The organism is Sphingomonas lenta (assembly GCF_002288825.1).
In the GTDB taxonomy this organism is placed as follows: Bacteria; Pseudomonadota; Alphaproteobacteria; order Sphingomonadales; family Sphingomonadaceae; genus Sphingomonas; species Sphingomonas lenta.
Genome location: NZ_NSLI01000003.1, coordinates 695838 through 722313 on the forward strand (window position 1 = coordinate 695838; position 26476 = coordinate 722313).

The 26476-nt window shown below is 71.2% G+C and carries 35 protein-coding genes; 13 read left to right on the forward strand and 22 right to left on the reverse strand.

Features of this window, described 5'->3' with window-relative positions; genetic code table 11:
* Positions 1-14: 14 nt before the first annotated feature.
* Together CKY28_RS10530 and CKY28_RS10535 are read right to left on the reverse strand one after the other, a co-directional pair.
* Entirely contained in the window at positions 15-1247 is a 1233-nt protein-coding gene (locus CKY28_RS10530; RefSeq protein WP_245841762.1) for an ABC transporter permease, read from the reverse strand.
* The gene (locus tag CKY28_RS10535; protein ID WP_245841764.1) at positions 1244-2152 is read right to left on the reverse strand and encodes an ABC transporter ATP-binding protein; all 909 of its coding nucleotides are present in this window, start codon (positions 2150-2152) and stop codon (positions 1244-1246) included. Before CKY28_RS10535 ends, CKY28_RS10530 begins: the two co-directional genes overlap by 4 nt.
* Before the next feature lie 57 nt (positions 2153-2209).
* On the opposite strand from CKY28_RS10535, the gene queG reads away from it, so the two are divergent.
* Positions 2210-3328 (forward strand): tRNA epoxyqueuosine(34) reductase QueG, encoded by a 1119-nt coding sequence (gene queG / locus CKY28_RS10540; protein ID WP_095998270.1) that lies wholly within the window; start codon positions 2210-2212, stop codon positions 3326-3328.
* A gap of 135 nt (positions 3329-3463) precedes the next feature.
* Here the strand turns inward: queG and CKY28_RS10545 are convergent, their stop codons facing one another.
* A complete protein-coding gene (locus tag CKY28_RS10545) occupies positions 3464-3829 on the reverse strand; it encodes a hypothetical protein (RefSeq protein WP_176473053.1) in 366 nt (121 codons plus the stop codon).
* A 97-nt stretch (positions 3830-3926) separates the two neighbouring features.
* Between CKY28_RS10545 and CKY28_RS10550 the strand changes: the two genes are divergently transcribed.
* Positions 3927-4925 (forward strand): adenosine kinase, encoded by a 999-nt coding sequence (locus CKY28_RS10550; protein ID WP_095998272.1) that lies wholly within the window; start codon positions 3927-3929, stop codon positions 4923-4925.
* A gap of 76 nt (positions 4926-5001) precedes the next feature.
* Here the strand turns inward: CKY28_RS10550 and CKY28_RS10555 are convergent, their stop codons facing one another.
* From CKY28_RS10555 to hisB, 10 genes are all read right to left on the reverse strand, one after another.
* Entirely contained in the window at positions 5002-6567 is a 1566-nt protein-coding gene (locus CKY28_RS10555) for an amino acid permease (RefSeq protein ID WP_095998273.1), read from the reverse strand.
* An 81-nt stretch (positions 6568-6648) separates the two neighbouring features.
* A complete protein-coding gene (locus tag CKY28_RS10560) occupies positions 6649-7026 on the reverse strand; it encodes a histidine triad nucleotide-binding protein (protein ID WP_095998274.1) in 378 nt (125 codons plus the stop codon).
* Between the two features lie 22 nt (positions 7027-7048).
* Positions 7049-7627 carry an ATPase gene (locus tag CKY28_RS10565; RefSeq protein WP_095998275.1) on the reverse strand — a complete coding sequence of 193 codons (579 nt, stop codon included), beginning with the start codon at positions 7625-7627 and terminating at the stop codon, positions 7049-7051.
* A complete protein-coding gene (locus CKY28_RS10570) occupies positions 7628-7846 on the reverse strand; it encodes a hypothetical protein (protein ID WP_095998276.1) in 219 nt (72 codons plus the stop codon).
* A gap of 61 nt (positions 7847-7907) precedes the next feature.
* On the reverse strand, positions 7908-8231 hold the full coding sequence (locus tag CKY28_RS10575; protein ID WP_095998277.1) for a phosphoribosyl-ATP diphosphatase: 324 nt from the start codon (positions 8229-8231) through the stop codon (positions 7908-7910).
* The gene (locus CKY28_RS18275; protein ID WP_245841766.1) at positions 8228-8371 is read right to left on the reverse strand and encodes a PEP-CTERM sorting domain-containing protein; all 144 of its coding nucleotides are present in this window, start codon (positions 8369-8371) and stop codon (positions 8228-8230) included. Before CKY28_RS18275 ends, CKY28_RS10575 begins: the two co-directional genes overlap by 4 nt.
* 9 nt (positions 8372-8380) lie before the next feature.
* A complete protein-coding gene (hisF, locus tag CKY28_RS10580) occupies positions 8381-9148 on the reverse strand; it encodes an imidazole glycerol phosphate synthase subunit HisF (RefSeq protein WP_095998278.1) in 768 nt (255 codons plus the stop codon).
* Positions 9145-9879: a 1-(5-phosphoribosyl)-5-[(5-phosphoribosylamino)methylideneamino]imidazole-4-carboxamide isomerase gene (gene hisA, locus CKY28_RS10585; protein ID WP_095998610.1), complete on the reverse strand. Its 735-nt coding sequence runs from the start codon at positions 9877-9879 to the stop codon at positions 9145-9147. Before hisA ends, hisF begins: the two co-directional genes overlap by 4 nt.
* Positions 9876-10484, reverse strand: a complete 609-nt coding sequence (hisH, locus tag CKY28_RS10590; protein ID WP_095998279.1) for an imidazole glycerol phosphate synthase subunit HisH — start codon at positions 10482-10484, stop codon at positions 9876-9878. The genes hisA and hisH overlap by 4 nt, the downstream gene beginning before the upstream one ends.
* Before the next feature lie 34 nt (positions 10485-10518).
* Positions 10519-11106, reverse strand: coding sequence for an imidazoleglycerol-phosphate dehydratase HisB (gene hisB / locus CKY28_RS10595; RefSeq protein ID WP_095998280.1), 588 nt, complete (start codon positions 11104-11106; stop codon positions 10519-10521).
* A gap of 73 nt (positions 11107-11179) precedes the next feature.
* Here hisB and CKY28_RS10600 point away from each other — a divergent pair, with 73 nt between their 5' ends.
* The 5 genes from CKY28_RS10600 (at position 11180) to CKY28_RS10620 (ending at position 15477) form a co-directional block, all read left to right on the forward strand.
* On the forward strand, positions 11180-11668 hold the full coding sequence (locus tag CKY28_RS10600; protein ID WP_095998281.1) for an SspB family protein: 489 nt from the start codon (positions 11180-11182) through the stop codon (positions 11666-11668).
* Between the two features lie 150 nt (positions 11669-11818).
* Positions 11819-13210, forward strand: a complete 1392-nt coding sequence (gene fumC / locus CKY28_RS10605; protein WP_095998282.1) for a class II fumarate hydratase — start codon at positions 11819-11821, stop codon at positions 13208-13210.
* Positions 13211-13364: 154 nt separating this feature from the next.
* A complete protein-coding gene (locus CKY28_RS10610; RefSeq protein ID WP_095998283.1) occupies positions 13365-13565 on the forward strand; it encodes a hypothetical protein in 201 nt (66 codons plus the stop codon).
* A 27-nt stretch (positions 13566-13592) separates the two neighbouring features.
* Complete coding sequence (locus CKY28_RS10615) at positions 13593-13871, forward strand: hypothetical protein (RefSeq protein WP_095998284.1); 279 nt, start codon at positions 13593-13595, stop codon at positions 13869-13871.
* Positions 13872-14076: 205 nt separating this feature from the next.
* Positions 14077-15477 (forward strand): phosphomannomutase/phosphoglucomutase, encoded by a 1401-nt coding sequence (locus CKY28_RS10620; protein ID WP_245841768.1) that lies wholly within the window; start codon positions 14077-14079, stop codon positions 15475-15477.
* On the opposite strand, the gene CKY28_RS10625 is transcribed toward CKY28_RS10620, so the two are convergent.
* Positions 15448-16308: a MipA/OmpV family protein gene (locus tag CKY28_RS10625; protein ID WP_095998285.1), complete on the reverse strand. Its 861-nt coding sequence runs from the start codon at positions 16306-16308 to the stop codon at positions 15448-15450. The genes CKY28_RS10620 and CKY28_RS10625 overlap by 30 nt on opposite strands.
* Positions 16309-16323: 15 nt before the next feature.
* Here CKY28_RS10625 and CKY28_RS10630 point away from each other — a divergent pair, with 15 nt between their 5' ends.
* A complete protein-coding gene (locus CKY28_RS10630) occupies positions 16324-16908 on the forward strand; it encodes a peptidylprolyl isomerase (protein ID WP_095998286.1) in 585 nt (194 codons plus the stop codon).
* Here the strand turns inward: CKY28_RS10630 and CKY28_RS10635 are convergent.
* The 7 genes from CKY28_RS10635 to mnmA all read right to left on the reverse strand — a co-directional run bounded on the left by CKY28_RS10635 (position 16905) and on the right by mnmA (position 23444).
* Positions 16905-17849 carry a GNAT family N-acetyltransferase gene (locus CKY28_RS10635; protein WP_095998287.1) on the reverse strand — a complete coding sequence of 315 codons (945 nt, stop codon included), beginning with the start codon at positions 17847-17849 and terminating at the stop codon, positions 16905-16907. The two genes, CKY28_RS10630 and CKY28_RS10635, sit on opposite strands and share 4 nt — an antisense overlap.
* Positions 17846-18667, reverse strand: coding sequence for a class I SAM-dependent methyltransferase (locus CKY28_RS10640; protein WP_095998288.1), 822 nt, complete (start codon positions 18665-18667; stop codon positions 17846-17848). Before CKY28_RS10640 ends, CKY28_RS10635 begins: the two co-directional genes overlap by 4 nt.
* Complete coding sequence (locus CKY28_RS10645; RefSeq protein WP_176473054.1) at positions 18664-19689, reverse strand: glycosyltransferase; 1026 nt, start codon at positions 19687-19689, stop codon at positions 18664-18666. Before CKY28_RS10645 ends, CKY28_RS10640 begins: the two co-directional genes overlap by 4 nt.
* Complete coding sequence (locus tag CKY28_RS10650; RefSeq protein ID WP_095998289.1) at positions 19686-20450, reverse strand: PIG-L deacetylase family protein; 765 nt, start codon at positions 20448-20450, stop codon at positions 19686-19688. Before CKY28_RS10650 ends, CKY28_RS10645 begins: the two co-directional genes overlap by 4 nt.
* On the reverse strand, positions 20447-21175 hold the full coding sequence (locus CKY28_RS10655) for a sugar phosphate nucleotidyltransferase (protein ID WP_095998290.1): 729 nt from the start codon (positions 21173-21175) through the stop codon (positions 20447-20449). The genes CKY28_RS10650 and CKY28_RS10655 overlap by 4 nt, the downstream gene beginning before the upstream one ends.
* Before the next feature lie 7 nt (positions 21176-21182).
* The gene (locus CKY28_RS10660; protein WP_095998291.1) at positions 21183-22262 is read right to left on the reverse strand and encodes a CgeB family protein; all 1080 of its coding nucleotides are present in this window, start codon (positions 22260-22262) and stop codon (positions 21183-21185) included.
* A gap of 75 nt (positions 22263-22337) precedes the next feature.
* On the reverse strand, positions 22338-23444 hold the full coding sequence (mnmA, locus tag CKY28_RS10665; protein ID WP_095998292.1) for a tRNA 2-thiouridine(34) synthase MnmA: 1107 nt from the start codon (positions 23442-23444) through the stop codon (positions 22338-22340).
* A gap of 126 nt (positions 23445-23570) precedes the next feature.
* Here mnmA and CKY28_RS10670 point away from each other — a divergent pair, with 126 nt between their 5' ends.
* The 5 genes from CKY28_RS10670 to CKY28_RS10690 all read left to right on the forward strand — a co-directional run bounded on the left by CKY28_RS10670 (position 23571) and on the right by CKY28_RS10690 (position 25660).
* Positions 23571-23792 (forward strand): hypothetical protein, encoded by a 222-nt coding sequence (locus CKY28_RS10670; RefSeq protein WP_245841770.1) that lies wholly within the window; start codon positions 23571-23573, stop codon positions 23790-23792.
* Between the two features lie 95 nt (positions 23793-23887).
* On the forward strand, positions 23888-24187 hold the full coding sequence (gene sciP / locus CKY28_RS10675) for a CtrA inhibitor SciP (protein ID WP_095998294.1): 300 nt from the start codon (positions 23888-23890) through the stop codon (positions 24185-24187).
* A gap of 111 nt (positions 24188-24298) precedes the next feature.
* Positions 24299-24571, forward strand: a complete 273-nt coding sequence (locus tag CKY28_RS10680; protein WP_095998295.1) for a GlsB/YeaQ/YmgE family stress response membrane protein — start codon at positions 24299-24301, stop codon at positions 24569-24571.
* 347 nt (positions 24572-24918) lie between these two features.
* On the forward strand, positions 24919-25266 hold the full coding sequence (locus CKY28_RS10685) for a nucleotidyltransferase domain-containing protein (RefSeq protein WP_095998296.1): 348 nt from the start codon (positions 24919-24921) through the stop codon (positions 25264-25266).
* 13 nt (positions 25267-25279) lie between these two features.
* Positions 25280-25660 carry a HEPN domain-containing protein gene (locus CKY28_RS10690; protein WP_281253234.1) on the forward strand — a complete coding sequence of 127 codons (381 nt, stop codon included), beginning with the start codon at positions 25280-25282 and terminating at the stop codon, positions 25658-25660.
* Between the two features lie 2 nt (positions 25661-25662).
* On the opposite strand, the gene CKY28_RS10695 is transcribed toward CKY28_RS10690, so the two are convergent.
* The gene (locus CKY28_RS10695) at positions 25663-26397 is read right to left on the reverse strand and encodes an SIMPL domain-containing protein (RefSeq protein ID WP_095998298.1); all 735 of its coding nucleotides are present in this window, start codon (positions 26395-26397) and stop codon (positions 25663-25665) included.
* Between the last annotated feature and the right edge of the window lie 79 nt (positions 26398-26476).

Genomic DNA, 26476 nt, shown 5'->3' on the forward strand with positions numbered 1-26476 from the left:
CGTGTCAATAGTGTTTACGCCGGATCGCGGCGCAGACGCGACAGCAGGCCTGGCGCGCTGCCCGACTGGAGCACGCCGCGCCGGAACAGCCGCGCGCCGACCGTGATGAAGATCGCGACCCAGAGCAGCTGCCACACGAGCGCGAGCAGGTGCGGCCAGATCTCCGGGCTGTTCGCCGCGCGCCCCGCCATCGCGAAGGGGGAGGAGAGGGGGAACAGCTCCGCCGCGGTCGCGACCCAGCTGCCCGGCCTCGCCGCCGCGGCGGAGGCGAGCGCGAACATGCCCACTTGGACCACGGTTATGGGCAGGCTCAGCATCTGTATCTCGCGCATCGTCGACGCCTGCGCCCCGACGCCGAGGAACACGGAGCCGAGCAGGAGATAGGCCATGGTGAAATAGGCGAAGAACAGGAGCAGGAACGTGCCGCCGCCCACCGCAGGCGTCAGCTCGCCCAGCGCGGCACCGATGGAGGGTGGCAGGAAGCCGCCGATCTGGCCCAGGATCGTGCCCCAGAAGGCGACGAACAGCACCGCCACGCCAAACATGCCCAAGAGCTTGCCGAGGAACACCGATTCCAGCGGCACGGCGGCGGCGAGCACCTCGATGACCTTGTTGTTGCGCTCCTCCGCCATGGTGCCGACGACCTGGCCGGCGAGGAACAAGGTCAGGAAGAACACGCCGAACACCGCGAAGAAGGCGGAGCCGCGTTGGCCGCCGAGCGATGCGCCCCGGCGGGCGTGCTCGATCTCGCTGGCCGTCACCGCGGGTACGTCCGCGCCGAGGCGCCGCTGGAGCAGCGCCTCCTGCGCGAGCAGGCCGAGATAGCGCGCGTCGCGGCGGCCGAGCACGCCGCGCAGGACCGTGGGGCGGTCGAGCGGACCGTAGAGCACGGCGGACACGTCGACGTCCTTGCGCTCCATCACGCCGCGCGCCTGCGCCGCCAGGTCGCCTTCCGGCGCAACGGTGAGGAGTTCCGGCGGGCCCTCGTCGCGGGGGAAGGCGGGTCGGAGCCGCGCGTCGGCGCTCTTCAGCAGCGGCGCCATGTCGGGTGGCGCGATCGCGACGAGCCGTTCCTTGGTCGCCGAGCTGTCGGCGACGCTCGCCGCGCCCAATCCGCCCACCGCGCCGAACGCGCCCATGATGACGGGGGCGAGCAGGAACAGGAGGAAGATGGGCGTGAACACCGTCGCTACGAAATCGCGGCGCGCGACGGTCATCGTCTGACGGAGCGTGCGGGCGAGGCTCACTGCACCCGCTCCGCGGCGTCCGCCTCGCCTACGATACGCACGAACGCCTCGTGCAGCCCGGGCCGCTCTATCGACAGGCCGGCGATGCCGTAGCCGCGCTGGATCAGCTGTTCGAGCAGCCCTTCCACGCCGTCGCGCGGCAGCTCGAAGCGCCAGCCGCCATTCTCGCGCTCAGCGTCGGGCGGCAGCACCCCTTCGATGCCCGAACCGTTGTCGCGGGGCTGGTAGTGGACGCGGCTCGGCAGCGTCGCGCGCGCGTCGTCGACGCTGCCCTCGAAGCGGTGCCGGCCTTTGGCGATGATCGTCAGCCGGTCGCACAGCCGCTCGGCATGCGCCATGATGTGCGTGGAGAAGAGCACGGTCGCGCCCCGGTCGCGTTCGGCCAGGATCAGCGCCTCCAGCTTCTCCTGGTTGACGGGGTCGAGGCCGGAAAAGGGTTCGTCGAGCACGAGCAGGTCGGGCTCGTGGACGACGGAGCCGAGAAGCTGGACGAGCTGCGCCATGCCTTTCGAAAGCTTGCGGATCTTCTCGTCGGCGGCGTGACCGAGCCCGGCCTGCTCCAGCAGCTTGACCGCGCGTTGGCGGCCGGTGCGCCAGTCGAGGCCGCGCAGCGCGCCCATGAAGGCGATCGCCTCCTTGGCCTTCATCGCCGGATAGAGGCCGCGCTCCTCGGGCAGGTAGCCGACCCTGTCGCTGGCGTCGCGCGGATAGGGCGCGCCCAGCAGCTGCCGCCGTCCGCCATCGGGCTCGATGATGCCGAGCAGCATGCGGAGCGTCGTCGTCTTGCCTGCGCCGTTGGGTCCGAGCACGCCGTAGATGGAGCCGGCGGGCACCGCCACGTCGACGCCGTCCACCACGCGCCGGTCGCCGAAACGCTTGACCAGCCCGGAGGCGGTTATCGCCAAACCGTCCCGCACTATATCCGCCCCCTGCGACCTTTATGGATGTGGTAGCGGGCGGGCGTGGCGGAACACAAGCCTCTGGAAGAGCGGATCCGAGATGAGGCGGCGGAGCTGGGCTTCGCGGCGTGCGGGATCGCGCGCGCCGACGCCGCGCCGCGCGCCGCCGAGCGCCTCGCCGAGTGGCTGGAGCAGGGGCGCCACGGGTCGATGATCTGGATGGAGGAGCGCCGGCACCACCGCGCGAGCCCCGCCGGGCTGTGGCCGGAGGTGCGGTCCGTCGTGTCGTTGGGCATGAGCTACGCGCCGGCGCTCGACCCGCTGGCGCTGGCGGGGGAGGGCGATCGGGGCCGCATCTCCGTCTATGCGCAAGGGGCCGATTACCACGACGTGGTCAAGCGGCAGCTAAAGGCGCTCGGCCGCTGGCTGGCAACGGAGGCGGGGGGCGACCTCAAGGTGTTCGTCGACACCGCGCCGGTGATGGAGAAGCCGCTGGCGGAAGCCGCGGGGCTGGGCTGGCAGGGCAAGCACACCAATCTGGTGAGCCGCGAGCACGGGAGCTGGCTGTTCCTCGGCGCGATCTACACCACGCTGGAGTTGGAGCCGGACGCGTCGCGCACGTCGACCTGCGGGTCGTGCCGCGCGTGCCTGGCGGCGTGCCCGACCGACGCGTTTCCCGCACCCTATCAGATCGACGCGCGCCGCTGCGTCTCCTACCTCACGATCGAGAACAAGGGGCCGATTCCGCGCGCATTCCGGGAGGCGATCGGCAACCGCATCTATGGGTGCGACGACTGCCTCGCCGCCTGTCCGTGGAACAAGTTCGCCCGCTCTGCGAGGACCAACCGCGCCTTCCTGCCGCGCGCGGAGCTCGCCGCGCCGTCGCTCGGCGACCTGCTCGACCTGGACGACGCCGGCTTCCGCCAGGTGTTCGCAGGCTCGCCGATCAAGCGCATCGGGCGCGACCGGATGGTGAGGAACGCGCTGGTCGCGGCGGGCAATAGCGGGCGGGCGGAGCTGGTCGGGCCGGTCGCGAAGCTGCTCGACGATCCCGCGCCGGTCGTGCGCGGTGCGGCGGTGTGGGCGCTAGGGCGGCTCGATCCCGAGCGGCTGGAGCGCGAGCGCTGGCGTGCGGCGGGGGAAGAGGACGAGGAGGTGCGGGAAGAATGGACGACCAACTAACCCTCTCCCGCTTTCGCGGGAGAGGGACAGCGGCGCAGCCGCAGGGTGAGGGCCCGTTCTGACGTAAGAGGGTGCCCTCACCCTGGCGCTACGCGCCTGTCCCTCTCCCGCGAAAGCGGGAGAGGGGAGTGACTACTACCTCGCCGTCCCTCGCCGCGTCATCGCGGCCACGCAGCTGGCGCGGTCGATCGGGCTGCCGTCGGGCTGGCGCGTGTCGAGGTGGGTGACGCGCGGTTCGCCGCGGCCTTCCGGGTAGAGATAGGCGTCGAGCACGCATAGCCCGCTCTCGAACTGCAGCTTGCGGCCGACCCCCTCGCGATAGTCGGCGTCGGGCTGGCCGAACAACTGCGTCAGCTCCGCCGCGTTGCGTCCGAGCACGCGGTCGAGCCCGGCGGTCGCGACCGGGGCGGGAAGGGCCGACGCGACGCGCGGGGCGGGCGTCGCCGGCGGCGCGGCGCAGGCGGCGGGGGTTAGGAGGGCGAGCAGGGCGAGGCGCTTCATGATCGGACGCATGACGCGTCCCGCCTCGCCACGTCAACTTGCGCCGGCCGACCCGCGCGGCTAGCCCGCCGCCGATCCCCTCACACCGGAGTCCCGCTTGACCCAGCCCAGCTACGACGTGGTCGCGATCGGCAACGCCATCGTCGACATCCTCAGCCCCGCCGACGACGCGTTCATCACCGCCGAGGGCATGACCAAAGGTTCGATGCAGCTCATGTTCTCGCCGCAGGAGGCGGACGCGCTCTACGCCAAGATGGGACCGGGCACCGAGGCGTCGGGCGGGTCGGCGGCGAACACCGTCGCGGGCGTTGCCGCGCTGGGCGGGCGCACGGGTTTCATCGGCCAGGTCGCCGACGACCAGCTGGGCCAGGTCTTCGCGCACGACATCCGCGCGGCGGGCGTGCGGTTCGGCACGGCGGTCAGGCCCGGCGAGCCGACCACGGGCCGCTGTCTCATCTTCGTGACGCCGGACGGGCAGCGGACGATGAACACGTTCCTGGGCGCGGGGCAGTTCCTGCCCGCGGCCGCGCTCGACCGCGACCTCATCGCCGACGCGGCGATCCTCTACCTCGAGGGCTATCTCTGGGACCCGGAGGAGCCGCGCGCGGCGATGCGCGCCGCGATCTCGGTCGCGCGGGAGGCGGGGCGGAAGGTGGCGTTCACGCTATCCGACGTGTTCTGCATCTCGCGGCACGGCGACGACTTCCGCGCGCTCGTCGAGGAGGGGCAGGTCGACATCCTGTTCGCCAACGAGAACGAGCTCTTAGCTCTCGCCCAGACTGAGGACTTCGAGGCGGCGGTGGCGCAACTCTCGGCCAAGGTGCCGACATTGGTCGTCACCCGCTCCGAGCACGGCGCGCTGGCGGTGCAGGACGGCACCCGCGTCGAGGTGCCGGCCGAGCCGGTCGCCCAAGTGGTCGACACCACGGGCGCGGGCGACCTGTTCGCGGCGGGCTTCCTCCACGGCCAGGCGCAGGGGCGGTCGGTGCGCGACTCGCTGCGGCTGGGGGCGCTGTGCGCGGCGGAGGTGATCAGCCATTTCGGCGCGCGACCGCAGGTGGACTTGAAGAAGCTGGCGGCCGAGAAGCTGGGCTGAGCCGCCCTCCTAGGCAAAGAGAAAGGGCCGGAGCGGCGACGCTCCGGCCCTTTTTCGTTGGTCCGGCGGACCGGCCTTAGGGCTGCTGGCCCACGGGCGCGACATACTCGCCCATGTCGGGCGCTCGGTCCTGTGGCTCACCGTGCTGCAGGTTCGAGTTGCGGATGCCGTACAGGAAGTACAGCGCCACCGCGCCCAGCATGTACCACAGGAAGAAGCGCAGCACGTCCCACGGCACGGTGGTGATGAGGTACGCGCACGCTAGGATGCCGAGCAGCGGCAGCACCGGGTAGAGCGGCACGGAGAAGCCGCGCTTGAGGTTCGGCGCGGTGCGGCGGAGATAGATCACCGACAGGCACACGATCGCGAACGCCGCCAGCGTGCCCACCGAGGTCATGTCGCCCAGCACGTTGATGTCGAAGAAGCCCGCGGCCACCGCCGTGATGACGCCGACGAGCAGCGTGTTGATCCAGGGCGTCTTGAACCGCGGGTGGACGCGCGCGAACACGCCTGGCAGCAGGCCGTCGCGCGCCATGGTGTAGAAGATGCGCGTCTGGCCGTACATCAGCACCAGCACCACTGAGGTCAGGCCGATGATCGCGCCGATCTTGATGAGCTTGGCGAGCCAGCTCCAGGTCGGGCCGAAGCTGTCCACGACGACCGCGACGGGATCGGGCACGTTCAAGGCGTTGTACGGCACCAGCAGCGTCATGATGGCCGCGACCAGCATGTAGATGACGGTGCACACGACCAGCGAGCCGATGATGCCGAAGGGCATGTCCTTTTGCGGGTTCTTGGCTTCCTGGCCCGCGGTCGAGACCGCCTCGAAGCCGATATAAGCGAAGAACACGATGGAGGCGGCGCGCATGATGCCGTCAACGCCGAACTTGCCCTCGCCCTGGTTCTCGGGGACGAACGGCGTCCAGTTGCGGGTGACGAGGTCGCCCAGGTTGGACAGCACGATCAGCCCGCCCACCACGATGAACGCGACGAGCACGCTGACCTTGATCGCGACGATGGCGTTGTTGACCTTGGCCGACTCCGACACGCCGCGCACCAGCAGCGCGGCGAGCGCCAGGCAGATCAGGAAGGCGGGCAGGTTGAACAGCGTGGTCACCGTTTGCCCGTCGACGAGCACGGGCTGGCCGTCCTTCATCAGCGTGTAGCCCGCGGGTCCCGTGAACTGGGGCGGGATGACGATGCCGAAATCGGCGAGCAGGCTGACGACGTAGCCGCCCCAGCCGACCGCCACGACCGACGCGGCCAGGCCGTATTCGAGGAGCAGCAGCGCGCCCATGGTCCAGGCGACGAACTCGCCCAAGGTCGTGTAGCCGTAGGTATAGGCTGACCCCGACACGGGAAGCGTGGACGACAGCTCAGCGTAGCAGAGCCCCGCGAACGCGCAGACGATGCCCGCGACGACGAAGGACAGGAGCACCGCGGGGCCGGCGTGAAGTGCTGCCGCGCTGCCCGTGCGCACGAAGATGCCCGCGCCGATGATGCAGCCGACGCCGAGCAGCAGGAGGTTCCACTTGCCCAGCGTGCGCTTGAGCTCGCTGGTCTCCGTCTCGCGTTGGACCTGCGCGATCGACTTGCGAGCCCACATCCGCTCGAAGATCCCGCGCTTGGGTAATGTGGCCATCTACTCTCCTTGGCCGTCCTCTCCGGCGGCCGTACATTCGAATGCGCGGAACCTAGCCGGAAACGTGGGCCGCGCAACAAATTAACGTGCGAGCATGGGCCCGAGCGGCTGTCCCGCGAAGAGGTGGACGTGGAGATGCGGCACCTCTTGCCCGCCATGCGGCCCCGTGTTGGCGAGCAGGCGGTAGCCCGGCACCACGAACCCGTTCTCCCGCGCGACGCGGCCGACGGCGCGGACGAAGCCGGCCAGCTCCTCGTCGCTGGCGCGTTCGGAGAAGTCGTCCCACGACACATAGGGCCCGCGCGGCACGACCAGGATGTGGGTCGGCGCCTGCGGGTTGATGTCGCGGAACGCCACGGCCCAGCCGTCCTCGTAGACGATGTCGGCCGGGATCTCGTCGCGGAGGATGCGGGCGAAGATGTTGTTGGGGTCGTAGGGCTCGGTGGCGTCGATGGGCATGGGGGCTCCGTTCGGTGGTGCGTCAGGCGAGGTCGGGAAGGGCGTTGCGGAACCAGGCGGGCAGGTCGCGCGCCAGAAAGCGGACGCGCTCGTCCTCGATGACCAGCAGCAGGCGACGTCGCTCGCCGCTGTTGTCGAGCACAAAGGCGCGTTCGGCCAAGTCCATGGCTCGGGGCAGCTTGGCTAGCGTGTCGGGGTAGCGCCGCAGGATGGCGCTGACGGGAACCGGATGGCCGCCGCGCCGAACGCGATCCGCCACGCGGCGGCCCGATGTCTCGGCGTTGCGAAGGCCGACGAACACGAGCGTCGTCCTGTACCCGGCGGCCTTCGCCGCCGTCATGAAACGAAGCGCGCTATTCCCGCTGAGCGTGGTCTCGATGGCGAGGCTCTCGCCTGCGCGGAGCAGCGCGTCCCGTAGCTCGATCGCCATCGTTCCCGCCCGGCGCTCATCGAGGCGGCCGTCGATCAGCGGCAGTTCCTGGGCGATCGCGTCAGGATTCACGACGGGGATGCGGGTCGCGACGCGGTGCGTGACGAGCGTCGTCTTGCCGGCGCCGTTCGGCCCGGCTACCACCCAGAGCTGCGGCCTTCGCCCGTCCACTCAGCGGCCTAGAATGGCTGCGAGCTCCTCGAAGTCGACGCGGACCAACTCCTCGCGGCCGTCAGGATGGATGCGGACCACAAAGCCGGGCGGCGTGTTCTCGCGGGAGACATGGATCGGTTCGCCCGACGCCCAGATCTCGCGCGCGGCGCTGTCGTCGTCCTTGGCGATCTCCTCCTCGAACTCGCGCTCGAAGGAGGACAGGTCGACACGATCCATCGCGGCTCTCCCTTACGAAGCGCAGAGCTTAGCGGACGCCATGCCGTGCGCCTAGCCTCGGCTACGCCGTCCCGCGCCCCGCCTTCTCGTCGTGGCCCGAGACGCCTTCGCGCCGGGCGAGTTCGGCGCGGACGTCGTCAAGGGTGAGGTCGGCGTCGGCGAGGAGGACGAGCAGGTGATAGAGGAGGTCGGCGGCTTCGGGCACAATGGCGGCGGGGTCGGGGCCGAGCGCGGCGATCACGGTCTCCACCGCCTCCTCGCCCAGCTTCTGCGCGATGGTGGGGCGGCCGCGGGCGAAGAGGCTGGCGGTGTAGGAGGAGGCGGGGTCGGCGCCGCGGCGCGCGCGGACCGTGGCCTCCAGGCGGGCGAGGGGGTCGTCGGTCACTTGGGGCCTCGGTCGCGGAAGCGCTTGCGTAAGGAACGGCGGACGAACCAGACGGCGAGCACGGCGGCGGCGAAGAGGAACAGGTCCGACGGCTCGGGCGCGGTGCGCGGGGTCGTGGCCGAGGCGAGGAGGGGGAGCACGCCCACCTGTTACACCAGCGGCGTTCGCACCGGCACCCCCGCCGCCGCTAAGGCGCGGTGGGCGCCGGCGACGCTGGCCTCGCCGAAATGGAAGATGGACGCGGCGAGCACCGCGCTGGCGCCGCCCTTCGTGACGCCCTCTACCAGGTGGTCGAGCGTGCCGACGCCGCCGGACGCCACCACCGGCACGCCGACACGATCGGCAATGGCGCGGGTGAGGTCGAGGTCATAGCCGTCGCGCGTGCCGTCGCGGTCCATGGAGGTGACGAGGATCTCGCCCGCGCCGAGCTCGGCCAGGCGGACCGCGTGCGCGACCGCGTCAATGCCGGTCGCGCGGCGGCCGCCATGCGTGAACACCTCCCAGCCCGCGCCCGAACGGCGCGCGTCGACGGAGGCGACGCAGCACTGCGAGCCGAAGCGCTCGGCGATGTCGGCGACCAGCTCCGGCCGGGCGACGGCGGCGGAGTTGACGGCGACCTTGTCCGCGCCGGCGAGCAGCAGCGCGCGCGCGTCGTCGGCCGAGCGCACGCCGCCGCCGACGGTGAGCGGCATGAAACACACGCTCGCGGTGCGGCGCACGATGTCGAGCAGCGTGCCGCGGTCTTCGTGGCTCGCGGTAATGTCGAGGAAGCACAGCTCGTCCGCGCCCGCCGCGTCATAGGCGCGCGCCTGCTCCACGGGATCGCCCGCGTCGCGCAGCTCGACGAAGTTGACGCCTTTGACGACCCTGCCGTTCGCGACGTCGAGGCAGGGGATCACGCGTGCGCGAACGGTCATGCGGCGGCTGCGACGCTCAGCGCCGCGGCGAGGTCGAGGCGGCCGTCGTAGAGGGCGCGACCGGTGATGACGCCTTCGATCCCGTCGCGGGCGTGGAGGGCGAGGAGGTGGATGTCGGCGATGCCCTTCACGCCGCCGCTCGCGATCACTGGGATCGAGACTTGGCGGGCGAGGTCGACGGTCGCCTCGATGTTGGCGCCCTTGAGCAGGCCGTCGCGGCCGACGTCGGTGAAGAGCAGCGCGGCGACGCCGGCGTCCTCGAAGCGGCGGGCGAGGTCGACGACCGACACGTTCGACACGTCCGCCCAGCCGCGGGTGGCGACCATGCCATCGCGCGCGTCGACCGCGACGACGATGCCGCCGGGGAAGTCGCGCGCGGCGGCGCGGACGAAGTCGGGGTCCTCCAACGCGGCGGTGCCGATGACGACGCGGGCGACGCCGAGGTCGAACCAGCGCTCGACGGCTTCGCGGGTGCGAATGCCGCCGCCGAGCTGGACGTGGCCGGGGAAGCGCGCGACGATCTCGGCGACCGCGTCGCCGTTGACCGACTCGCCCGCGAACGCACCGTCGAGGTCGACGACGTGGAGGTGGCCCGCGCCGGCTTGCGCGAACAGCATCGCCTGCGCCGCGGGGTCGTCGCCGTAGACGGTGGCGCGCGCCATGTCGCCTTCGGCCAGGCGCACGACCTGACCGCCTTTGAGGTCGATGGCGGGGAAGACGATGAGGCTCACGGCCGCCACGCGAGGAAGTGCGCCAGCAGGTCGAGGCCGTAGCGCTGGCTCTTCTCCGGGTGGAACTGTACGCCGAGGAGGTTGTCGCGGCCGATCGCGGCGGTGACGGGGCCGGCATGGTCGGTGGTCGCGAGCACGCCGTCTCCTTCGAAGGCGTAGGAGTGGAGGAAATAGGCCTCGCCGCGCGGCACGAGCGCGTGGGCGGTCGCGGGGACGACGTCGTTCCAGCCCATGTGCGGCACGCGCGCGTCGGGGCTCGCGGGCGAGACGCGGCGGACGCGGCCGGGCATCCAGCCTAGGCCCTTGTGGGCCCCGTGCTCTTCGCCCGTGTCGGCCATGAGCTGCATGCCGACGCAGACGCCCAGGAACGGGCGCGCGGCGGGGCCGAGCACGGCGTGGCGCAGCGCCTGCTCCATGCCGTCGATCGCGCGCAAGCTGGCCGCACACGCGCCGAACGCGCCGACGCCGGGGAGGACGATGCGGTCGGCCTCCGCCACCGCGTCCGGGTCGGCGGTGACGCGCACGTCGGCCGCGCCCGCGGTGCGCAGCGCGTTCTCGACCGAGTGGAGGTTGCCCGAACCGATGTCGATCAGCGCGAGCGTCATCGGGGTCCCCGCGCCGCTCGCGGCGTGGGGCGCCTCATAGCACGCCCTTGGTGGACGGGATCGCGTCGCCTTTACGCGGGTCGATCTCAACCGCTTGGCGGAGCGCGCGGGCCAGGCCCTTGTACGCGCTCTCGACGATGTGGTGGTTGTTGGTGCCGTACAGCGTCTCGACGTGGAGCGTGAGGCCGGCGGTCTGGGCGAAGCTGTGGAACCAGTGCTCGATCAGCTCCGTGTCCCAGGTGCCGAGCTGCGTTTGCGTGAACCGCGTCTTCCACACGAGCCAGGGGCGCCCCGATATGTCGAGCGCGACGCGCGTCAGGCACTCGTCCATCGGCGACAGCGCGTCGCCGTAGCGGCGGATGCCGCGCTTGTCGCCGAGCGCCTGCGCCACCGCCTGGCCCAGCGCCAGCGCGGAGTCCTCGGTGGTGTGGTGGCCGTCGATGTGGAGGTCGCCGTCGACGCGCAAGCTGATGTCGATCAGCGAATGGCGCGACAGCTGCTCTACCATATGGTCGAGGAAACCGATGCCTGTACGCACGTCGTACGCGCCCGTCCCGTCCAGATCGACGGTCGCGGCGATCCGGGTCTCGGCGGTGTTCCGTTCGATGGTGGCGCGGCGCATGGCCCGGCTAATAGCGACGGGCCGCGCGTAAGCAATCTTGACCGGTCGGGAAAACGGGGCCACCCGTTAACGCATGAGCGACGGCCTGCCCGACAGCCTGATCCCCTATGACGAGATCGTCCAGGAAGCCTTGCGCGCGGTGGTCGGCCGCGTGCTGGGCTCGGTGGCGGACGGCGGGGGCGATCTGCCGGGCGAGCACCATTTCTACATCACGTTCAAGACGCGCGCGCCGGGCGTCGACATTCCCAAGCGCCTTCTCGAGCGCTTCCCGGACGAGATGACGATCGTGCTGCAGAACCGCTTCTGGGACCTGACGGTCGACGAGGCGAAGTTCTCGGTGGGCTTGAGCTTCAACCAGGTGCCGTCCAAGCTGACGATCCCCTATTCGGCGATCACGGGGTTCCACGACCCGGCGGTCGCGTTCGAGCTGCGCTTCCAGGCGCAGGAGGGGCCGAACGACGGCCCGACCGAGCATGACGAGGCGGAGAATGACGGGCCGACCGTCGTGCCGGCGGAGGACGGGTCGAACGTCGTGAGCGTGGATTTCAAGAGAAAGAAGTAACGCGCCAGGGCGCACGCGCCGAGCGTAGCTCGAAGCGAGACGCCCCAGCCCGGCCGGCGCGAGCCTGCTCGCGTTCGACGACGCGGCTTTGCCGCGGCGGGATTGAGCGGGACCCCGGATCAAGTCCGGGGTGACGGGGTTGTGCGAAGCATGACCCAAACCCGCACCGAAACCGACTCCATCGGCCCCATCGAGGTCTCCGCCGACGCATACTGGGGCGCGCAGACGCAGCGCTCGATCGAGAACTTCCCCTTCGGCTCGGCCGAGCGCATGCCGATCGGCATCGTCCACGCCCAGGCGATCGTGAAGCAGGCGGCAGCCCGGGTGAACCGGCGGCACGGGCTCGCCCCCGAGATCGCGGACGCGATCGACGCGGCGGCGCGGGAGGTGACCGCGGGGAAGCTCGACGAGCAGTTCCCGCTCGTCATCTGGCAGACGGGCTCGGGCACGCAGACTAACATGAACGTCAACGAGGTGCTGGCCGGCCGTGCCAACGAGGCGCTAGCGGGCAAGCGCGGCGGCAAGTCGCCGGTGCACCCGAACGACCACGTCAACATGTCGCAGTCGTCGAACGACAGCTTCCCGACCGCTCTCCACGTCGCCGCCGTGCTGGCGACGGAACGGACGCTGCTGCCCGCGCTCGACCGGCTGGAGGCGGCGCTGACCGCCAAGGCGGCGGCGTGGGACGACATCGTCAAGATCGGCCGGACGCACACGCAGGACGCGACGCCGCTGACGCTGGGGCAGGAGTTCTCGGGCTACGCGGCACAGATCCATAGCTGCCGCGCGCGCGTCCTGGGCGCGATGAACGGCAACCTGCGCAAGCTCGCGATCGGCGGCACGGCGGTGGGCACGGGGCTGAACGCGCCGGAGGGCTGGGCGGAGGACATGTGCCGCGAGATCTCGGAGATTGCCGGCACCGCGTTCGAGCCCGCGCCCAACAAGTTCGAGCAGCTGGCGGCCAAGGACGGGCTCGTCTTCTTCCACGGCGCGCTCAACACGCTGGCGGTGGCGCTCAACAAGATCGCCAACGATATCCGCTTCCTCGGCTCCGGGCCGCGCTCGGGGCTGGGCGAGCTGTCGTTGCCCGCCAACGAGCCGGGCAGCTCGATCATGCCTGGCAAGGTCAATCCGACGCAGGTGGAGAGCCTGACCATGGTGGCGGGCCAGGTGATCGGCAACCACGCCGCCGTGACGGTGGGCGGCATGCAGGGGCATTTCGAACTCAACGTGTTCATGCCGCTGATCGGCGCGAACGTGCTGCGGTCGATCCACCTGCTCAGCGTCGGCATGGTGAGCTTCGCCGAGCGATGCGTCGACGGCACGGCGGCGAACGAGCGGCAGATCGCGGAGCTGGTCGGTCGGTCGCTGATGCTGGTCACCGCGCTCGCGCCGGAGATCGGCTACGACAACGCGGCCAAGATCGCGAAGCACGCGCACGAGAAGGGCCAGACGCTGAAGGAGGCTGGACTGGAGCTCGGGCTGGTGGACGAGGCTACGTTCGACCGGGTGGTGCGGCCGGAGCTGATGCTGGGGCGCTAGGGCGCACGCGCCGAGCAAAGCTCGAAGCGAGACGCCCAAGCCCGGCCGGCCTAGCTTCAGCTAGGTTCGACGACGCGGCTTGGCCGCGGCGCTTCCCGGCCCCCCGGGAACATCCCGTCCGCCTGGGAGTCGTACGCGTAACGGAGGTGTTATCATGATCGGCAAGGTTATCGGTGCTCTAGTCGGCCGCGAGATCGACCGTCGCGATGGGTCGGGCGGGCTGAAGGGCGCGCTCACGGGTGCTCTCATCGGCGGCGGGCTGCGTCGGATGGGTCCGCTCGGCATGGCGCTGGGTGCTGCCTATGTGGGCAAGAAGGCGCTCGACCGTCGGCGCATGATGCGTCGCGGCTATTGATCCAGCAGCCAGGCAGGAGAGGGCTGAATGAGCGCAGGCGAGACGACCACCGACCACGACGTCATCAAGAAGTGGATCGAGGAGCGCAACGGTCACCCCGCCGTGGTCCGCGCGACGGAGGACAACGGCCAGTCGGGCGGCCTGCTCCGCGTCGAGTTCCGCGATCCGGAGGACAAGCTCCACGAGATCGACTGGGACGAGTTCTTCAAGGTGTTCGAGGATAACAAGCTCGCTTTCCTGCACCAGGATAAGACGGCGGACGGCAAGGTGAGCCGGTTTAATAAGTTCGTGCACCGGGAAGGCTGACGGCGAAGCCTCAGCCTTCCCGACGCACGGCCGGCGGGGCTATAGCCCCGTCCGACGGCGCGGCTTCGCCGCGGCGCTGACCCGTTAGCCACCAGCCTTTCCATTATGCCGGGCTTGACCCGGCATCCCGCTTCCCTCTTCTGCTAAAGGACAAATAGCGGGACCCCGGCTCAAGGCTGGGGTGACGAGTGGGGGAGGCGAGCTATTGGCTAGAGACGATTACGAGCCAAGCGCGCGCCCGGCCATCAACCCCGCCATCGTCCGCTCCTACGACCTGCGCGGCGTGGTCGGGCGCGACCTGACCGAGGCGGACGCGCACCTGCTCGGCCTCAAGCTCGCGAACGCCGTCCGCGCGCGCGGTGGCAGGACGGTGGCGGTCGGGTATGACGGGCGGCTCTCCTCGCCGATGCTGGAGGCGGCGCTGGTGGACGGGCTCGCGGCGGGCGGCGTCGCGGTGGAGCGCACCGGGCTAGGGCCGACGGGGCAGCTCTACTACGCCGTCCACGCGCGCGGGCTGGACGGGGGAGTCATGGTCACCGGGTCGCACAATCCGTCGGACCAGAACGGGTTCAAGATCCTGATCGGCGTGGAGCCGGTGTTCGGGCAGGCGTTGCGGGAGCTAGTCGAGGGGCCGGCCGATCCCGCATCCGGCGGCTCCGCGCGCGAAGTCGCAGTGGTGGATGCCTACCGCGACCGCCTGCTCAACGCGGCGGAGGGCGCGCCGGCGCTGCGCATCGGTTGGGACGCGGGGAGCGGCGCGACGGGGGAGATGCTACGCCGCTTGACGGGGCGGCTGTCGGGCGAGCATCGAATGATCCATTGCGACGTCGACGGGCGCTTTCCGGGGCATCATCCAGACCCGTCGGTGCCGGAGAACCTTCGAGACCTGATCGCCCTCGTCCGCGACGAGCAGCTGGACCTCGGCATCGCGTTCGACGGCGACGGTGATCGGATCGGCGTGGTGGACGGGGATGGCGAGATCGTCTGGCCCGACCAGCTGCTGCTGTTCCTGGCGGAGGACGTACTTGCGCGGCGTCCGGGAGCGTCCGTCGTCGCCGACGTGAAGTCCAGCCGCGTGCTGTTCGACGGCATCGACGCGGCCGGGGGCAGGGGCGTGCTGTCGCCGTCCGGCTATGTCCTGATCCGCGAGGCGATGTTGCGGGAAGGCGCGCCGCTGGCGGGCGAGATGAGCGGGCACCTGTTCTTCGCCGACGATTGGTACGGGACGGACGACGCGCTCCACAACGCCCTGCGCCTGCTCGCCGCGATCGGGCGGCGCGGGAGCTTGACCGAGTGGCGGCGCAAGCTGCCGCGTACCTATGCTACGCCGGAGCTGCGGCTGGCCTGTCCCGACGCGGACAAGGCGCGGGTGCTGGCGGAGGTGGAGCGCGACCTCGCGGCGGAGGGCGCGACGATCAACCGCACCGACGGGCTGCGCGTCACCGCGCCGGACGGCTGGTGGCTGCTGCGCGCGTCCGGCACTGAGCCCAAGCTCACGGCGCGCGTCGAAGCGTGGACGCCCGACGCGCTGGAACGGCTGCGCGGCGACTTATCCGCGCGGCTCGCGGCCGCGGGCCTAGCCGCCGAATGTATAGGTGGCGGCTAGACCGCCGGAGAACTGGTCGCGCGACCCGAAGCGCCGCACCACGGGCGAATCCCCCGCATCCTCGACCAGCCGGTCGTAGCGCACGAAGCCCGTCACGCCCCAGCGCCGCGTGAGCTGGCGCAGCGCCCCCACCGTCGCGCCCACCGACTGCAACCCGCCGTCGGGCCGGAACGCCGGGAGCCCCGCGGGCGCGGCGTCGCCGGGCCGTACGCCGAAATAGGCGCGCTGGTAGCGCCCGTTGGTCAGGGTCACGCGCGGTCCTATCGAGACGAGCCATGCGTCGCCGTCGCGCACGACGAAGTCGCCGCCGACTTCGCCGATCAAACCTTCATGTCCGCCGATCCCGCGGCGAGCCTCGGCGCGCAGCCTGAACGACGGGGTGAGCTGAAACTGCGCGAAACCGCCCACCTCGACCGTGGACCCGACGCGCGGCAGCAGGCCCTCGGTATCGCGCCGCCGCCGGCTTCCCTGAAACGCCAGCGACGGACCCGCGGAGAACCCCTCCGCGTTGATCAGGCCGATCGCCGCGCTCTCGTCGGGTGCCTCGAAGACGAACGGCTCGTCGCCGCGCGCCCGCGACAGGTCCACGAACGGCCGCAGCGTCACCTTGTCCGAACCCGGAAAGCGCGGCTGCAGCGCCGGCCCTAGTGCCACGCGGGTGCGGCGGGGGCGGTCGTCGCGCTCTTGCGCCGAGGCGGGAACGGACGGGACGGCCAGCACGATGGCGGCCAGGGCGAGCGGGCGGCGGATGCTCATCATCGCTCGATAGCCGGTGCGCGCGGGGGTGGCGAGTCCCGCCGCGCTCGGGCTAAGATCGGGTCGGCTCTTCATCGTTCGGAAAAGCTCATGCACCGTCGCTTGTTCCTGCTGCTCCTCGCCTTCCTCGCCGTTCCGCTCGCGGCGCAAACGCCCCCGGCGCTCCCGCGCGTCGCGTTAGAGACGAGCGAGGGGCGGATCGTGATCGAGCTGGAGACCGTCCGCGCGCCGGCGACGGCGGCGAACTTCCTACGCTACGCCCGCGAGAAGCGGCTGGACGGCGTCGACTTCTACCGCGCGGTGCGGGCGGGGCCGGCGTTCGGCTTCGTGCAGTTCGGCGTGCAGAACGCGCCCAAGCGCGTGCTCCCGCCGATCAAGCACGAGCCGACGACGCAGACGGGCCTGAAGCACCTGGACGGCGCGATCTCGATCGCGCGCAACGCGCCGGGCACGGCCAGCGGCGACTTCACGATCATGGTGGGCGACCAGCCCTCGCTCGACGCCGATCCGAGCCGGCCGGGCGACAATCTGGGCTATGCCGCGTTCGGGCGCGTGGTGGAGGGCATGGACGTGGTCCGCCGCATCCTGGAGGCGCCCAAGGCCGCGGGCGGGCACTTCAAGGGCGAGATGCTGGCGAGCCCCGTGCGGATCACCTCGGCGCGCGTGCTGCCCTAAGCGCGGGTCACGCGGCGGCGGACGGTCGTCAGCGGCTCGGCACCCCAAGCGTATTTGTAGGGTTCCTCGCCGCGGAGGAAGTGGAACGCGCGCGCGCCGTTGCCAAGCGCGTCCTCGATCAGCAGGCGAAAGGCGAGCGTGCCGAAGCTCTGGCCGGGGATGCTCTGGTCGACGCCGTTGATGTAGGAATAGCCGCGCCGCCCGTCGGCGAAGCCGAGCAGCACGGCGACGACGCAGCCGTGGTGGCGAACGACGCCGACGCGTAGCAGGCCCGCCTCCATCAGCGCGGGCGCGGCCGCGCGGTGGAAAGCCTGGATGCGGGGATCGGCGAGCACGCCAAGCTCGCCCGCCGCCTCCCAGCGTGCGGCGTGGAGCGCGAAGAGCGCGTCGAGCGCTTCGTCGAGGCCGTGCGCGTCGACCAGCTCCTCCGTGACGCCGCCCAGCGCGTCGGCGCGGTTGCGGTCGTGCTGGACCTTGCGGCGCTTCGACTTGGACATGCCGGCGAGCAGCGGCGGCGCGTCGGGGAGCGGCATGACGGGGCAGACCTCGTGCGGCTCATCCGCCGCGCGCCAGCCGCTAGGGACCGGGCCGAGCAGGGGCGAGTCGGGGCGGAGGTCGGGGAGCAGCAGCTCGTCCCAGCGATCGGCGGTGGCGAGGATCGTGTCCCAGATCGCGGGCAAGGCGTCCGCGTCCGGGTCGATCAGCGCGTCGAGATAATCGCTATGGCCCGCGCCGACGGGGACGAGGCGGCGGGTCCTTTCGTCATTCCAAACGAAGAGCGGCAGCGCCGCGACGAGGCGGCCCGAGGCGTCGCGGACCTCGGCGTCGAGCCGCTCGCCGCCGCCGAGATGCGTCCACCACGCCTCCGCCCAAGCCGGCGACTGGAAGGGGGTGGCGCGGGGGTCGCGGCGGTGGAGGTCCCACCACTCGTCGCGCGTCACGGGGAGCGCCTGAGGTGGAAGCCGCTCGCGTCCCAGATCGCGAAGGGCCGCTCGCCGGAGCGCAGGCAGGTAAAGCCGGGCGCGTTCGCGGCTTCGGCCACGTCCGCCGCCTCGTCGCCGCGGTAGGACCAATTGAACACGACGAGATCGCCGCCGGGGCGGAGCACGCGCGACAGTTTGGCGAGCTGCGGCTGGAGCACGCCCGCGCGGACGAGGTAAGGAAAGCTGTCGACCGCCAGTACGAGGTCGAAGCTCGCGTCGGGGAAGGGCAGCACGCCGCCGTCCGTGGCCTCGAAGCGGGCGTTGGCGAGCCCGGCCGCCCGCTCGCGCGCTTGGGCGACCATGGCGGGCGAGATGTCGACGCCGACGATCTCAGCGACGTACGGCGCGAGCGCGAGGGCGACGCGGCCGATGCCGCAGCCGAAGTCGAGCACGTGCGCGCCGTCCAGGGCCACCCAGGAGCGCACCACCTCGACCAGCTCGTCGGTCGCGGCGCGGAGCAGCGCGGGGTCGCCGAGCGAGTAGAAGGCGACGGCGGCCTCGGGCTCTTCGCCCGCGAGACGGTCGAACAGCGCGGCGGTGGCGGCGAGCGGGTCGGGGCCGTCGGGATCGAGCCCCGCCGCGGCGAGCTGGCCCAGCCGGTCGAGCTTGGCGCGGTGCGCGCGGGCGAGGCGGGCGACCTCGCGGAGCGGCGAACCGTCGGGCGCGTCGCGCTCGATCGCGTCCGCGTCGATCGGTTCGCCCGCGAGCACGAGCCGCGCGAGCGCGATCTGGGGCGAGATCACGCCGCGGGCGCAGAGGTCGAGCGCGTCGCTCACGCCGCCAGCCGCTCGTACAGGTTGAGGTAAGCGGCGGCGGTGCGGCGGCCGTCGAAGCACGCCTCCGCCGCGCGTCGGCACGCGGCCGGGTCGATCGCGGCCACGCGGCCGATCCCATCTGCCATGTCGGCGACGCCATCGACCAAGAAGCCGGTCACGCCGTTCTCGACGATCTCGGGGAGCGCGCCGCTGCGATAGGCGATGACGGGCGTGCCGCTCGCCAGCGCCTCCATCGCGACGAGCGACGAGGTCTCGGGCGCGGTGGAAGGGACGAGCAGGCAGCGCGCCTCGGCGAGCAGCCGCCGCTTGTCCTCGCCCGCGACGGCACCGATCCAGCGGCGGCGCTCGTCGAGGCGCGGGCGGACCTCCTCGTCGAGGTAGCGGACGTGCTCAGGGTGCGGGAAGGCGGGGCCGGCGGCGATCAGGGGTATGTCCGCGCGCTTGGCGGCGTCGATCGCGTCGGCGAAGCCTTTCTCCGGCGCGATGCGGCCGAGCACGAGCGCGTGGTCGCCTTTTGCGGGCGCGGGCCGGTAGCGGTCGAGATCGACGCCGTTGGCGACGGGCTCGAGCAGCCGCGCGCCCTCCGGGGCACGGCGCGCCTGCGCTTGCGAGACGGGAAGCAGCCACAGGTCGTCCCGGTCGGGCCGGAGCGCGTCGGCGGGGTACCAGTCGAGCGGCAGGTGCAGCGTGACGAGCGTGCGCACGCCCGGGCCGGGCAGGTAGACGGGGTAGTCGATGCCGTGGAGGTGGACGAGGTCGGCCGCGCCCGCGACTTGGGCGACCGCTCCGCGCACGACGGCGTGCACCTCCGCGCGGCGGGCGTCGTCGATCAGGCCGTCGCTGGCGGGCACTGCGACGAGCTCGCCCGCGACCTCCGAACCTTCGCACGCGACCACGATCGAGCGGTGGCCGGCCTCCACCAACGCACGGTCGAGCTGGGCGAGCACCTGCTCCGCACCGCCCGCCGGATCGGGGGTGACGGGCGCGAAGGGATAAGCGACGCTCACGACGGTGAGCGTCACGCGGGCACCCCCAAGAGCGCCCGCGCCCGCTCGCGCCAGATCCCCGACGTGATCGCCCAGCCGAAGCGGTCGTAAAGCGAGTTGCCCGGCGGGGGCGGGCCCGTGAAGTCGTATCCCGGCGCGTCGCGCCAGCGTTCGGCGTCGGGGACGTAGTCGCCGATCACGTCGCGCTGGCTCCTATGCGCGGCGAGCGCGCGGGCGACCGCGCCGCGCTCAAACGGCGAGAGCGGGCGGGCGTGCTCGGGCGTGCCGGGCCAGAAGCGGCCGAAGACGCGTGTCCCGTCGAACTCGGCGTAGCAGGCGAACTCGACGAGCGCGCAGCCGAGCCGGTCGGCGACGATCCGGCAAGCGAGCGCCGCGCCGTCATGGTCGGGGTGGCCGCCCTCGTACGGGTGCGTGACGATGGCCGACACGCCCCGGCAGTCGCCTGTGAGCCGCTCGACCAGCGCGGGAAGGTGGTCCGCCGTCTCCTGGTCGGGCACGTCGTAGGCGATGCGCTCGGGCGTCGCGCCCAGCTCGGCGAGCGCGGCGTCGAGCTCGGCGGCGCGGAGGCGGGCATAGTCCTCGCGCCGCTCGATCCCGAGCCGGTGGGCGTCGATCATGCTGCGCGGCGCGGAGTCAGTGAGGTGGATCAAGCGGCAGTTGCGCAGACGGGCCAGGGCGGAGCCGGCCCACAGCGTCTCGTCGTCGGCGTGCGCGACGACGACCGCGACGGGCTCCTCCACGGCCGCGCCGTCGGCCAGCCGCGCGGCCCAGCTCACCGTTCGGGCCCGAGCAGCTGGATGGCGGAGCGGTAGCCGCCGAGCGTGCCGACATCGACGTAGGCCTCGCCCGCGCGCACGCCCACCGCCTCGTTGCCCTGCGCCAGCCAGGCGTTGACGAGCGTGCCGAAATACTCGTCCTGCCGCTCCGGCCGGCACCATAGGCGATGGAGGTCGTGGAACACGCGGCCGGGCATGCGGAACGCGCCCCAGACCCAGTTGGAGCGTGCGCCCTCCCGCTTGACCTGCACCTCCTCCACGCGGTCGCCGTCGCCCAGCACCACGGCGTCGAACAGCTCGGGCCGCTCGACGGGAAAGAGCAGGAACGCCAAGCGATCGCGGGGCAGGCGGGCGAGGCCGTCGGAGGGGAACCAGATCGTGTCGGGCAGGCCGATCAGCACTTCCTCGTCCGCCGCGATCAGCGGGCAGGCGCGGAAGATCGCGTCGCACAGGCCCGCCGCGTGCGGCTGCACTACAAAGGCGGTGTCGACCTTGCCGATGCCGCCGCCATAGTAGCGCACGATGTCCGACTTGGTCGGCGAGATGACGAAGCAGATCTTGGTCGCGCCGCCCTCCACCATGCGCTCGACCAAGTATTCGCTGACTGCCTTGGGGCGCTCGGAGCCGTCCTCCTCGGTGCGGGATCCGACGGGCAGGAGCTCCTTGGAAAAGGCGAGCGGCTGGATGCGCGTGCCGTTGCCCGCGGCCGGGATGATGCCCCACATCGCGCGGTTACGCGGCCTCGACCTGGCGGACGGCGGCGGTCTCGATCAGCTGGACGAGCTCGCGCGCGCGGTGTTCGGAGCTGTGCTCGGCGAGCACGCGCGCGCGCGCCGCGTCGGCGATGCGCCTGAGCTCGGCGTCCGAGAGCTCCAGCGCGTCGAGCGTATCCTCCGGCCGGTGCGCGAACAGGATTTCCTCGCCGGGCGTGAAAAAGCGGTCCAGGCCGTCCCACACGTCGGAGATGATCGGCGCGCCGCACGCCGCCGCCTCGAACAACCGGCCCGACGGGCACCAGCCCATCGCGGCCATGTCCGCGCGCGTCACGTTCAAGGTCAGCCGGCTGGAGCAGAAGAAGGCCGGGTGGTCCGGGGGCGCGACGTGGTTCATGAAGTACATGTTTGGCCGCCACGGGAAGTCGGCGGGGTAGCTCGATCCGCCGAGCACGAAGCGATGCTCGGGCGAGCGGGTCGCGGGCTCGACGAACAGGCGCTCCAGCGTCGGCTGGCGGTCGGCGGCGTAGGTGCCGAGATAGGACAGGTCGCCGCGGAACAGATCGCGAGGCTCGACGGGCCGGTGCGCGGCGGGGTCGACATGGCCGTAGAGCGGCGCGGTGCGCCTGGCGCCCAGCCGATCGCGCAATGCGTCGAGCGCGGGGCCGCCGGTATAGCTCAGCACCAGGTCGTAGCGGCCGAGCCCTTCCTCCGGGAAATAGTCGACGCGCTCGCCCGCCTGGAGCCGCCCGAAGCTGACGGGGGTGTCGAGGTCGTAGAAAACGGTGAGCCCGCGCCCGCGGTCGTGGATGAGCCGGTGCGCGGCGGCGGCGTCGGGACAGTAGCTCGTGACCATCAACGCGTCGGCGTCGAGCAGGTCGCGGCGGGCGAGCACTTCCGACCAGTCACTGTAAAGGAGAAGCTCGCCGCCCGGCAGCTCGGTCAGGTCGCGATGGGGAGCGTACCAGGGCTGGTCGCGTTCGACGAAGACGATCTGGTGGCCCTGCGCGCCGAGCGCCCGGATCAACCCGCGCCACAAGGTCGCGTGACCGTTGCCCCAGGAAGAACTGACGGTCAGGCCCCAAATGGCGATCTTCATCAACACTCCCCCTGAGTTACGTTTGTGTAACGACGAGGAGGGGAGAGCGTTCCCGCTACTCAGGCCGCCCCTTGCTCAAGCGGCTGCGAGCGCGGCTTTCGTCTCGGCGATCCAGCCGCCGCCGAGCACACGGTCGCCGGCGTAGAGCACGGCGGCCTGGCCGGGCGCGACGCCGTATTCCGGCTCGTCGAACACGACGCGGTCGCCGACAAGGCGCGCGGGCGTGGGCTTGGCCATGGAGCGCACCTTGGCGGTGAGCGGGCCGGAATGGTCGCCGCCGATCCAGTTGAGGTCGGTCAGCCGCGCCGCGTCCACCGCCAGCGCGCGGCGGGGCCCCACGACGACGCGCTTCGACTCCGGCTCGAGGCGGACGACGTAGAGCGGCTCGGGCGTGCCGCCGATCTCCAGCCCGCGGCGCTGGCCGACGGTGAAACGGATCAGCCCGCGATGCGTCCCCAGCGCGTGGCCGGCGAGGTCGACGATGTCGCCCGCGGTGTCCGCCTCGGGGCGAAGCTTGCGGACGAGGCCGGCGTAGTCGCGGTCGGGGACGAAGCAGATGTCCTGGCTGTCGGGCTTGGCGGCGACGGGCAGACCGATCTCGGCGGCGATCTCGCGCACGCGGGCCTTGGGCAGGCCGCCGAGCGGGAAGCGCAGGTAGTCGAGCTGCGCCGACGTGGTGGCGAAGAGAAAGTAGCTCTGGTCGCGCGCGGGATCAGCGCCGCGGTGGAGCTCGGGGCCGGCGGAGCCCTCGACCCGCCGGACATAGTGCCCGGTCGCCAGGCAGTCGGCGCCGAGCTCGCGCGCGAGGCCGAGCAGGTCGGTGAACTTCGGTCCCGTGTTGCACTGGACGCAAGGGATGGGCGTGCGGCCGGCGAGATACTCGTCGGCGAAGCGGTCCACCACCTGCGCACGGAAGCTCGACTCGTGGTCGAACACGTAATGCGCGATCCCGAGCCGGTCGCACACCGCGCGCGCGTCGCGGATGTCGCGGCCGGCGCAGCAGGACCCGGCGCGGCCCACCGCCTCGCCGTGGTCGTAGAGCTGGAGCGTGACGCCCACCACCTCCGCGCCGGTGCGGGCGGCGAGCGCGGCCACGACCGAGCTGTCGACGCCGCCCGACATGGCGACGACGATGCGGCGCTTGGCGGGGTCGCCCCCGAGCTGGAAGTCGATCTCGGACATGGGAGCCTCGCCAGATAGGGCCTGCACGCGCCCAGCGGAAGCCGCGCGTTCACGAAGGCTTACCGGCCGCTTTACGCCGCCTTCACGAGGCCGGGGCTAGGCCGTGCAACCTTTGTTATCTTGGACGTGCGCCTTTTGAACTTGAGCCCCGCCCGCTTCGACGCCGCCGACCCCGCCGATCTGGCGGTGCTGCTGGCGGGCGTGCTGGCGCGCCAGGCGGCGAGCCGGACGGCGGCGGCGCAGGCGCGATTGGGGCGCGTCGACGGGATCGCCGGTCGGTTCGGCCCGGCGGACGGGCGCTTCAACGCGGAGGCGGCCAGGACGTTAGCTGAATGGAAGGAGCGGTGAAGGCCGTGTTCACCAAGCCGTTTTAGCGGGCGGCAAGTCCGGACCCGTAACAGTGTGCCGCGTCAAGGGGGCCCCCCGCCCCGAGAGAGAGTTAGATGATCGAGAACCAGAAGATCCGCCCCGCCAAAGTCATCGGCCCGCTCGGCGAGCCGCTGACCATGGACACGCTGCCCCCGCCCACCACCACCCGCTGGGTGGTCCGCCGCAAGGCGGAGGTGGTCGCGGCGGTGAACGGCGGCCTCTTGTCGGTGGACGAGGTCTGCGAGCGCTACGGCCTGACGTCCGAGGAGTTCGCCGGGTGGCAGCGCGCGATCGACCGGTCGGGCATGCCGGGCCTGCGCGTGACGCGGATCCAGCATTACCGCGACCTGTACGAGCGCCAGCAGAAGTACTGAGCGCGCTTCCGTTAACCGCAAATCGGGTTACGCGGGCGGAACAACCTCCCGCCCCATACGTCGTACCCTCCGCAGCCCGGATGTAACGGGCGTTAACGGAGGGACGGTAGCATGGGTCTCATTCTTTGGTTGATCGTCGGCGGCGTGATCGGCTGGCTCGCCAGCATCATCATGCGCACCGATGCCCAGCAGGGCATCTTCCTCAACATCGTGGTCGGCATCGTCGGCGCGTTCTTGGGCGGTATCATCGGCAACGCGTTGGGCATCGGCGGTGGCAGCATCAACAATGCGTCGCTGAACCTCACCTCGTTCCTGCTCTCGCTGCTGGGCGCGGTCGTGCTGCTCGGCATCGTGAACATGTTCCGTCGCGGTCGCGTGCGCTGAGCGTCGCAGCCGGTTGAACATGAAGGTGACCCCCGCTCCGGTTCGGAGCGGGGGTTTCTTTACGGCTTTGGCCACCCGGCATGGCTCGCGTGCTTAATCTGATTTCCGGACTTGTAGGGGCGCTTCTCGGTCTGTTGCTCGTGCACGGCGGACGCCTCGCAAATTTTGCTTTGACCGCACCAGCCGCGCTGGCCGGGTTCGCGGGCGCGATCATGTCGATCGGTCTCGTGAACCTAGTCCGCCGCGGCCGGGTGCGCTGACCCGCTCACCGCTTTGAAGCGGCATGAAGGCCGTCCGGGCGACCGGGCGGCCTTTTCGTTCGCGGGCGCCGTAGCTAGGTTCAGGGCATGCCCGACGGCCCCGATCCCGAAGCCTTGCGCGTCGCCAAGCTGTTCGTCGACCGGATCAGGGCCGACTATCCGATCGTGCGCGCGCTGCTCTACGGCTCGCGCGCGCGGGGCGACGCGCGGCCGGATAGCGATCTGGACGTGGCGTTGATCCTGTCAGGCCCGAAAGGGCGCGCGATCGATGTCGGGCCTGAGATGACGGGGAAAGGCTTCGAGGTCGCGCTCGAGAACAACGTGTTCATCTCCCCGCTTCCTATATGGGAGGAGGATTGGCGCGAGCCCGAGCGTAATTCCAATCCTTGGCTGGTTCTGAACGTCCAACGTGAAGGAGTGGTGGTTGATAGCTGATGTTGCCAAGTAGTTGGACCGAGCGGATCGAGGCGTCCGCTCGGCCGAGATGACGTTGCAGGACGGCGATGCGAACGGGGCATGTGGGCTCGCCTACTACGCCATGTTCTACGCTGCCCGAGCCGCGCTGATCGTCGCTGGCGAGCATAGAGCGGCAATGGCCAAGACCCATTCTGGCCTGATCGCCGCCTTCAATCAGCGTTTCGTGCAAACCGGCTTCGTCACCGCCGAACACGGCCGGAATTTCGCATTGGAGTCGAGCAGGAGATTGTTGGCCGCATACCAGGGCGACGTGATCAGTGATGAGGCCGCCGCCGAAGCTATCGATCATGCGACCGCCTTCATCGCCGCCGTCCGCGAATGGACAGTACGGCGGCCCGGCGGGGAAGCGTAGGCTCAGCGCAGCACAAACCGCACCGTCGCCGTCGCGGTCACCTCCTGCTCGCCCGCGGCGATCTGCGTCTTGGCTTCGGCGGCGTCGAACGTGCGCAGCGCGACGGGCGAGGGCGGGCGGGGGCCGTCCACCACCGCGCCCTCTGCGATGGACACGATGCGCTCGACGCGCATGCCCGCGGCGCGGGCATAGAGGTCGGCGCGGGCGCGGGCGCGGCGGATGGCGTCGGTGCGCGCCTCGTCCAACGCGGCGTCGGGCTGGTCGAGCGTCAGGGTGGGGCCGTCGATCTGGTTCGCCCCCTCCGCGACGAGCGCGTCGAGGATCGCGCCCGATCGGGCGACGTCGCGGAAGCGCACGGCGACGCTGTTGGCGGCTTGGTAGCCGGTGACGACTGGCGGCTGGTTCTCGCCGTAGCGGTACTGCGGCTGGAGCGAGACCTGCGCGGTCTGCACGTCGCGCGCGGCGACGCCGGCGCGGCGCAGCGCGGCCAGCACGCGCGCCATGCGGTCGCTGTTGGCGCGGAGCGCCTCGGCGGCGGTGGGGGCTTGCGTCACCACGCCCGCGCGGATCACGGCCAGGTCGGGCACGCGCGTGGTGCGCCCCTGCGCCACCACGTCGAGCACCGCGCCCGAAGCGGGCACCAGCGGTTCCACTGTATGGGGAACGGCAGGAGGGAGCTGCGCCGCCGCGCCGCTCGCCGCCAACATGCTCGCCAGCGTCGCCGTCGTCCACCGCATGCCATCGTCTCCCTTTGTTACGCGGCCGTCATTGTACCGGTGAAAGGCTACCGGAGCTGAACGGCCATCGGCTATTCGT

Excerpts from the sequence above, each read along its gene's own strand:
- hisH (WP_095998279.1), bottom strand. The coding sequence starts at position 10,484 with ATGACGCTCGCGCTGATCGACATCGGTTCGGGCAACCTCCACTCGGTC.
- CKY28_RS10545 (WP_176473053.1), bottom strand. The coding sequence starts at position 3,829 with ATGAAGCGCCTCGCCCTGCTCGCCCTCCTAACCCCCGCCGCCTGCGCC.
- CKY28_RS10555 (WP_095998273.1), bottom strand. The coding sequence starts at position 6,567 with ATGGCCACATTACCCAAGCGCGGGATCTTCGAGCGGATGTGGGCTCGC.
- CKY28_RS10600 (WP_095998281.1), top strand. The coding sequence starts at position 11,180 with ATGAGCGACGGCCTGCCCGACAGCCTGATCCCCTATGACGAGATCGTC.
- hisF (WP_095998278.1), bottom strand. The coding sequence starts at position 9,148 with ATGACCGTTCGCGCACGCGTGATCCCCTGCCTCGACGTCGCGAACGGC.
- CKY28_RS10680 (WP_095998295.1), top strand. The coding sequence starts at position 24,299 with ATGGGTCTCATTCTTTGGTTGATCGTCGGCGGCGTGATCGGCTGGCTC.
- CKY28_RS10660 (WP_095998291.1), bottom strand. The coding sequence starts at position 22,262 with ATGAAGATCGCCATTTGGGGCCTGACCGTCAGTTCTTCCTGGGGCAAC.
- CKY28_RS10560 (WP_095998274.1), bottom strand. The coding sequence starts at position 7,026 with ATGCCCATCGACGCCACCGAGCCCTACGACCCCAACAACATCTTCGCC.
- CKY28_RS10695 (WP_095998298.1), bottom strand. The coding sequence starts at position 26,397 with ATGCGGTGGACGACGGCGACGCTGGCGAGCATGTTGGCGGCGAGCGGC.
- CKY28_RS10685 (WP_095998296.1), top strand. The coding sequence starts at position 24,919 with ATGCCCGACGGCCCCGATCCCGAAGCCTTGCGCGTCGCCAAGCTGTTC.
- CKY28_RS10570 (WP_095998276.1), bottom strand. The coding sequence starts at position 7,846 with ATGGATCGTGTCGACCTGTCCTCCTTCGAGCGCGAGTTCGAGGAGGAG.
- CKY28_RS10655 (WP_095998290.1), bottom strand. The coding sequence starts at position 21,175 with ATGTGGGGCATCATCCCGGCCGCGGGCAACGGCACGCGCATCCAGCCG.
- sciP (WP_095998294.1), top strand. The coding sequence starts at position 23,888 with ATGATCGAGAACCAGAAGATCCGCCCCGCCAAAGTCATCGGCCCGCTC.
- mnmA (WP_095998292.1), bottom strand. The coding sequence starts at position 23,444 with ATGTCCGAGATCGACTTCCAGCTCGGGGGCGACCCCGCCAAGCGCCGC.
- fumC (WP_095998282.1), top strand. The coding sequence starts at position 11,819 with ATGACCCAAACCCGCACCGAAACCGACTCCATCGGCCCCATCGAGGTC.
- hisB (WP_095998280.1), bottom strand. The coding sequence starts at position 11,106 with ATGCGCCGCGCCACCATCGAACGGAACACCGCCGAGACCCGGATCGCC.
- CKY28_RS10630 (WP_095998286.1), top strand. The coding sequence starts at position 16,324 with ATGCACCGTCGCTTGTTCCTGCTGCTCCTCGCCTTCCTCGCCGTTCCG.
- CKY28_RS10615 (WP_095998284.1), top strand. The coding sequence starts at position 13,593 with ATGAGCGCAGGCGAGACGACCACCGACCACGACGTCATCAAGAAGTGG.
- CKY28_RS10610 (WP_095998283.1), top strand. The coding sequence starts at position 13,365 with ATGATCGGCAAGGTTATCGGTGCTCTAGTCGGCCGCGAGATCGACCGT.
- CKY28_RS10625 (WP_095998285.1), bottom strand. The coding sequence starts at position 16,308 with ATGAAGAGCCGACCCGATCTTAGCCCGAGCGCGGCGGGACTCGCCACC.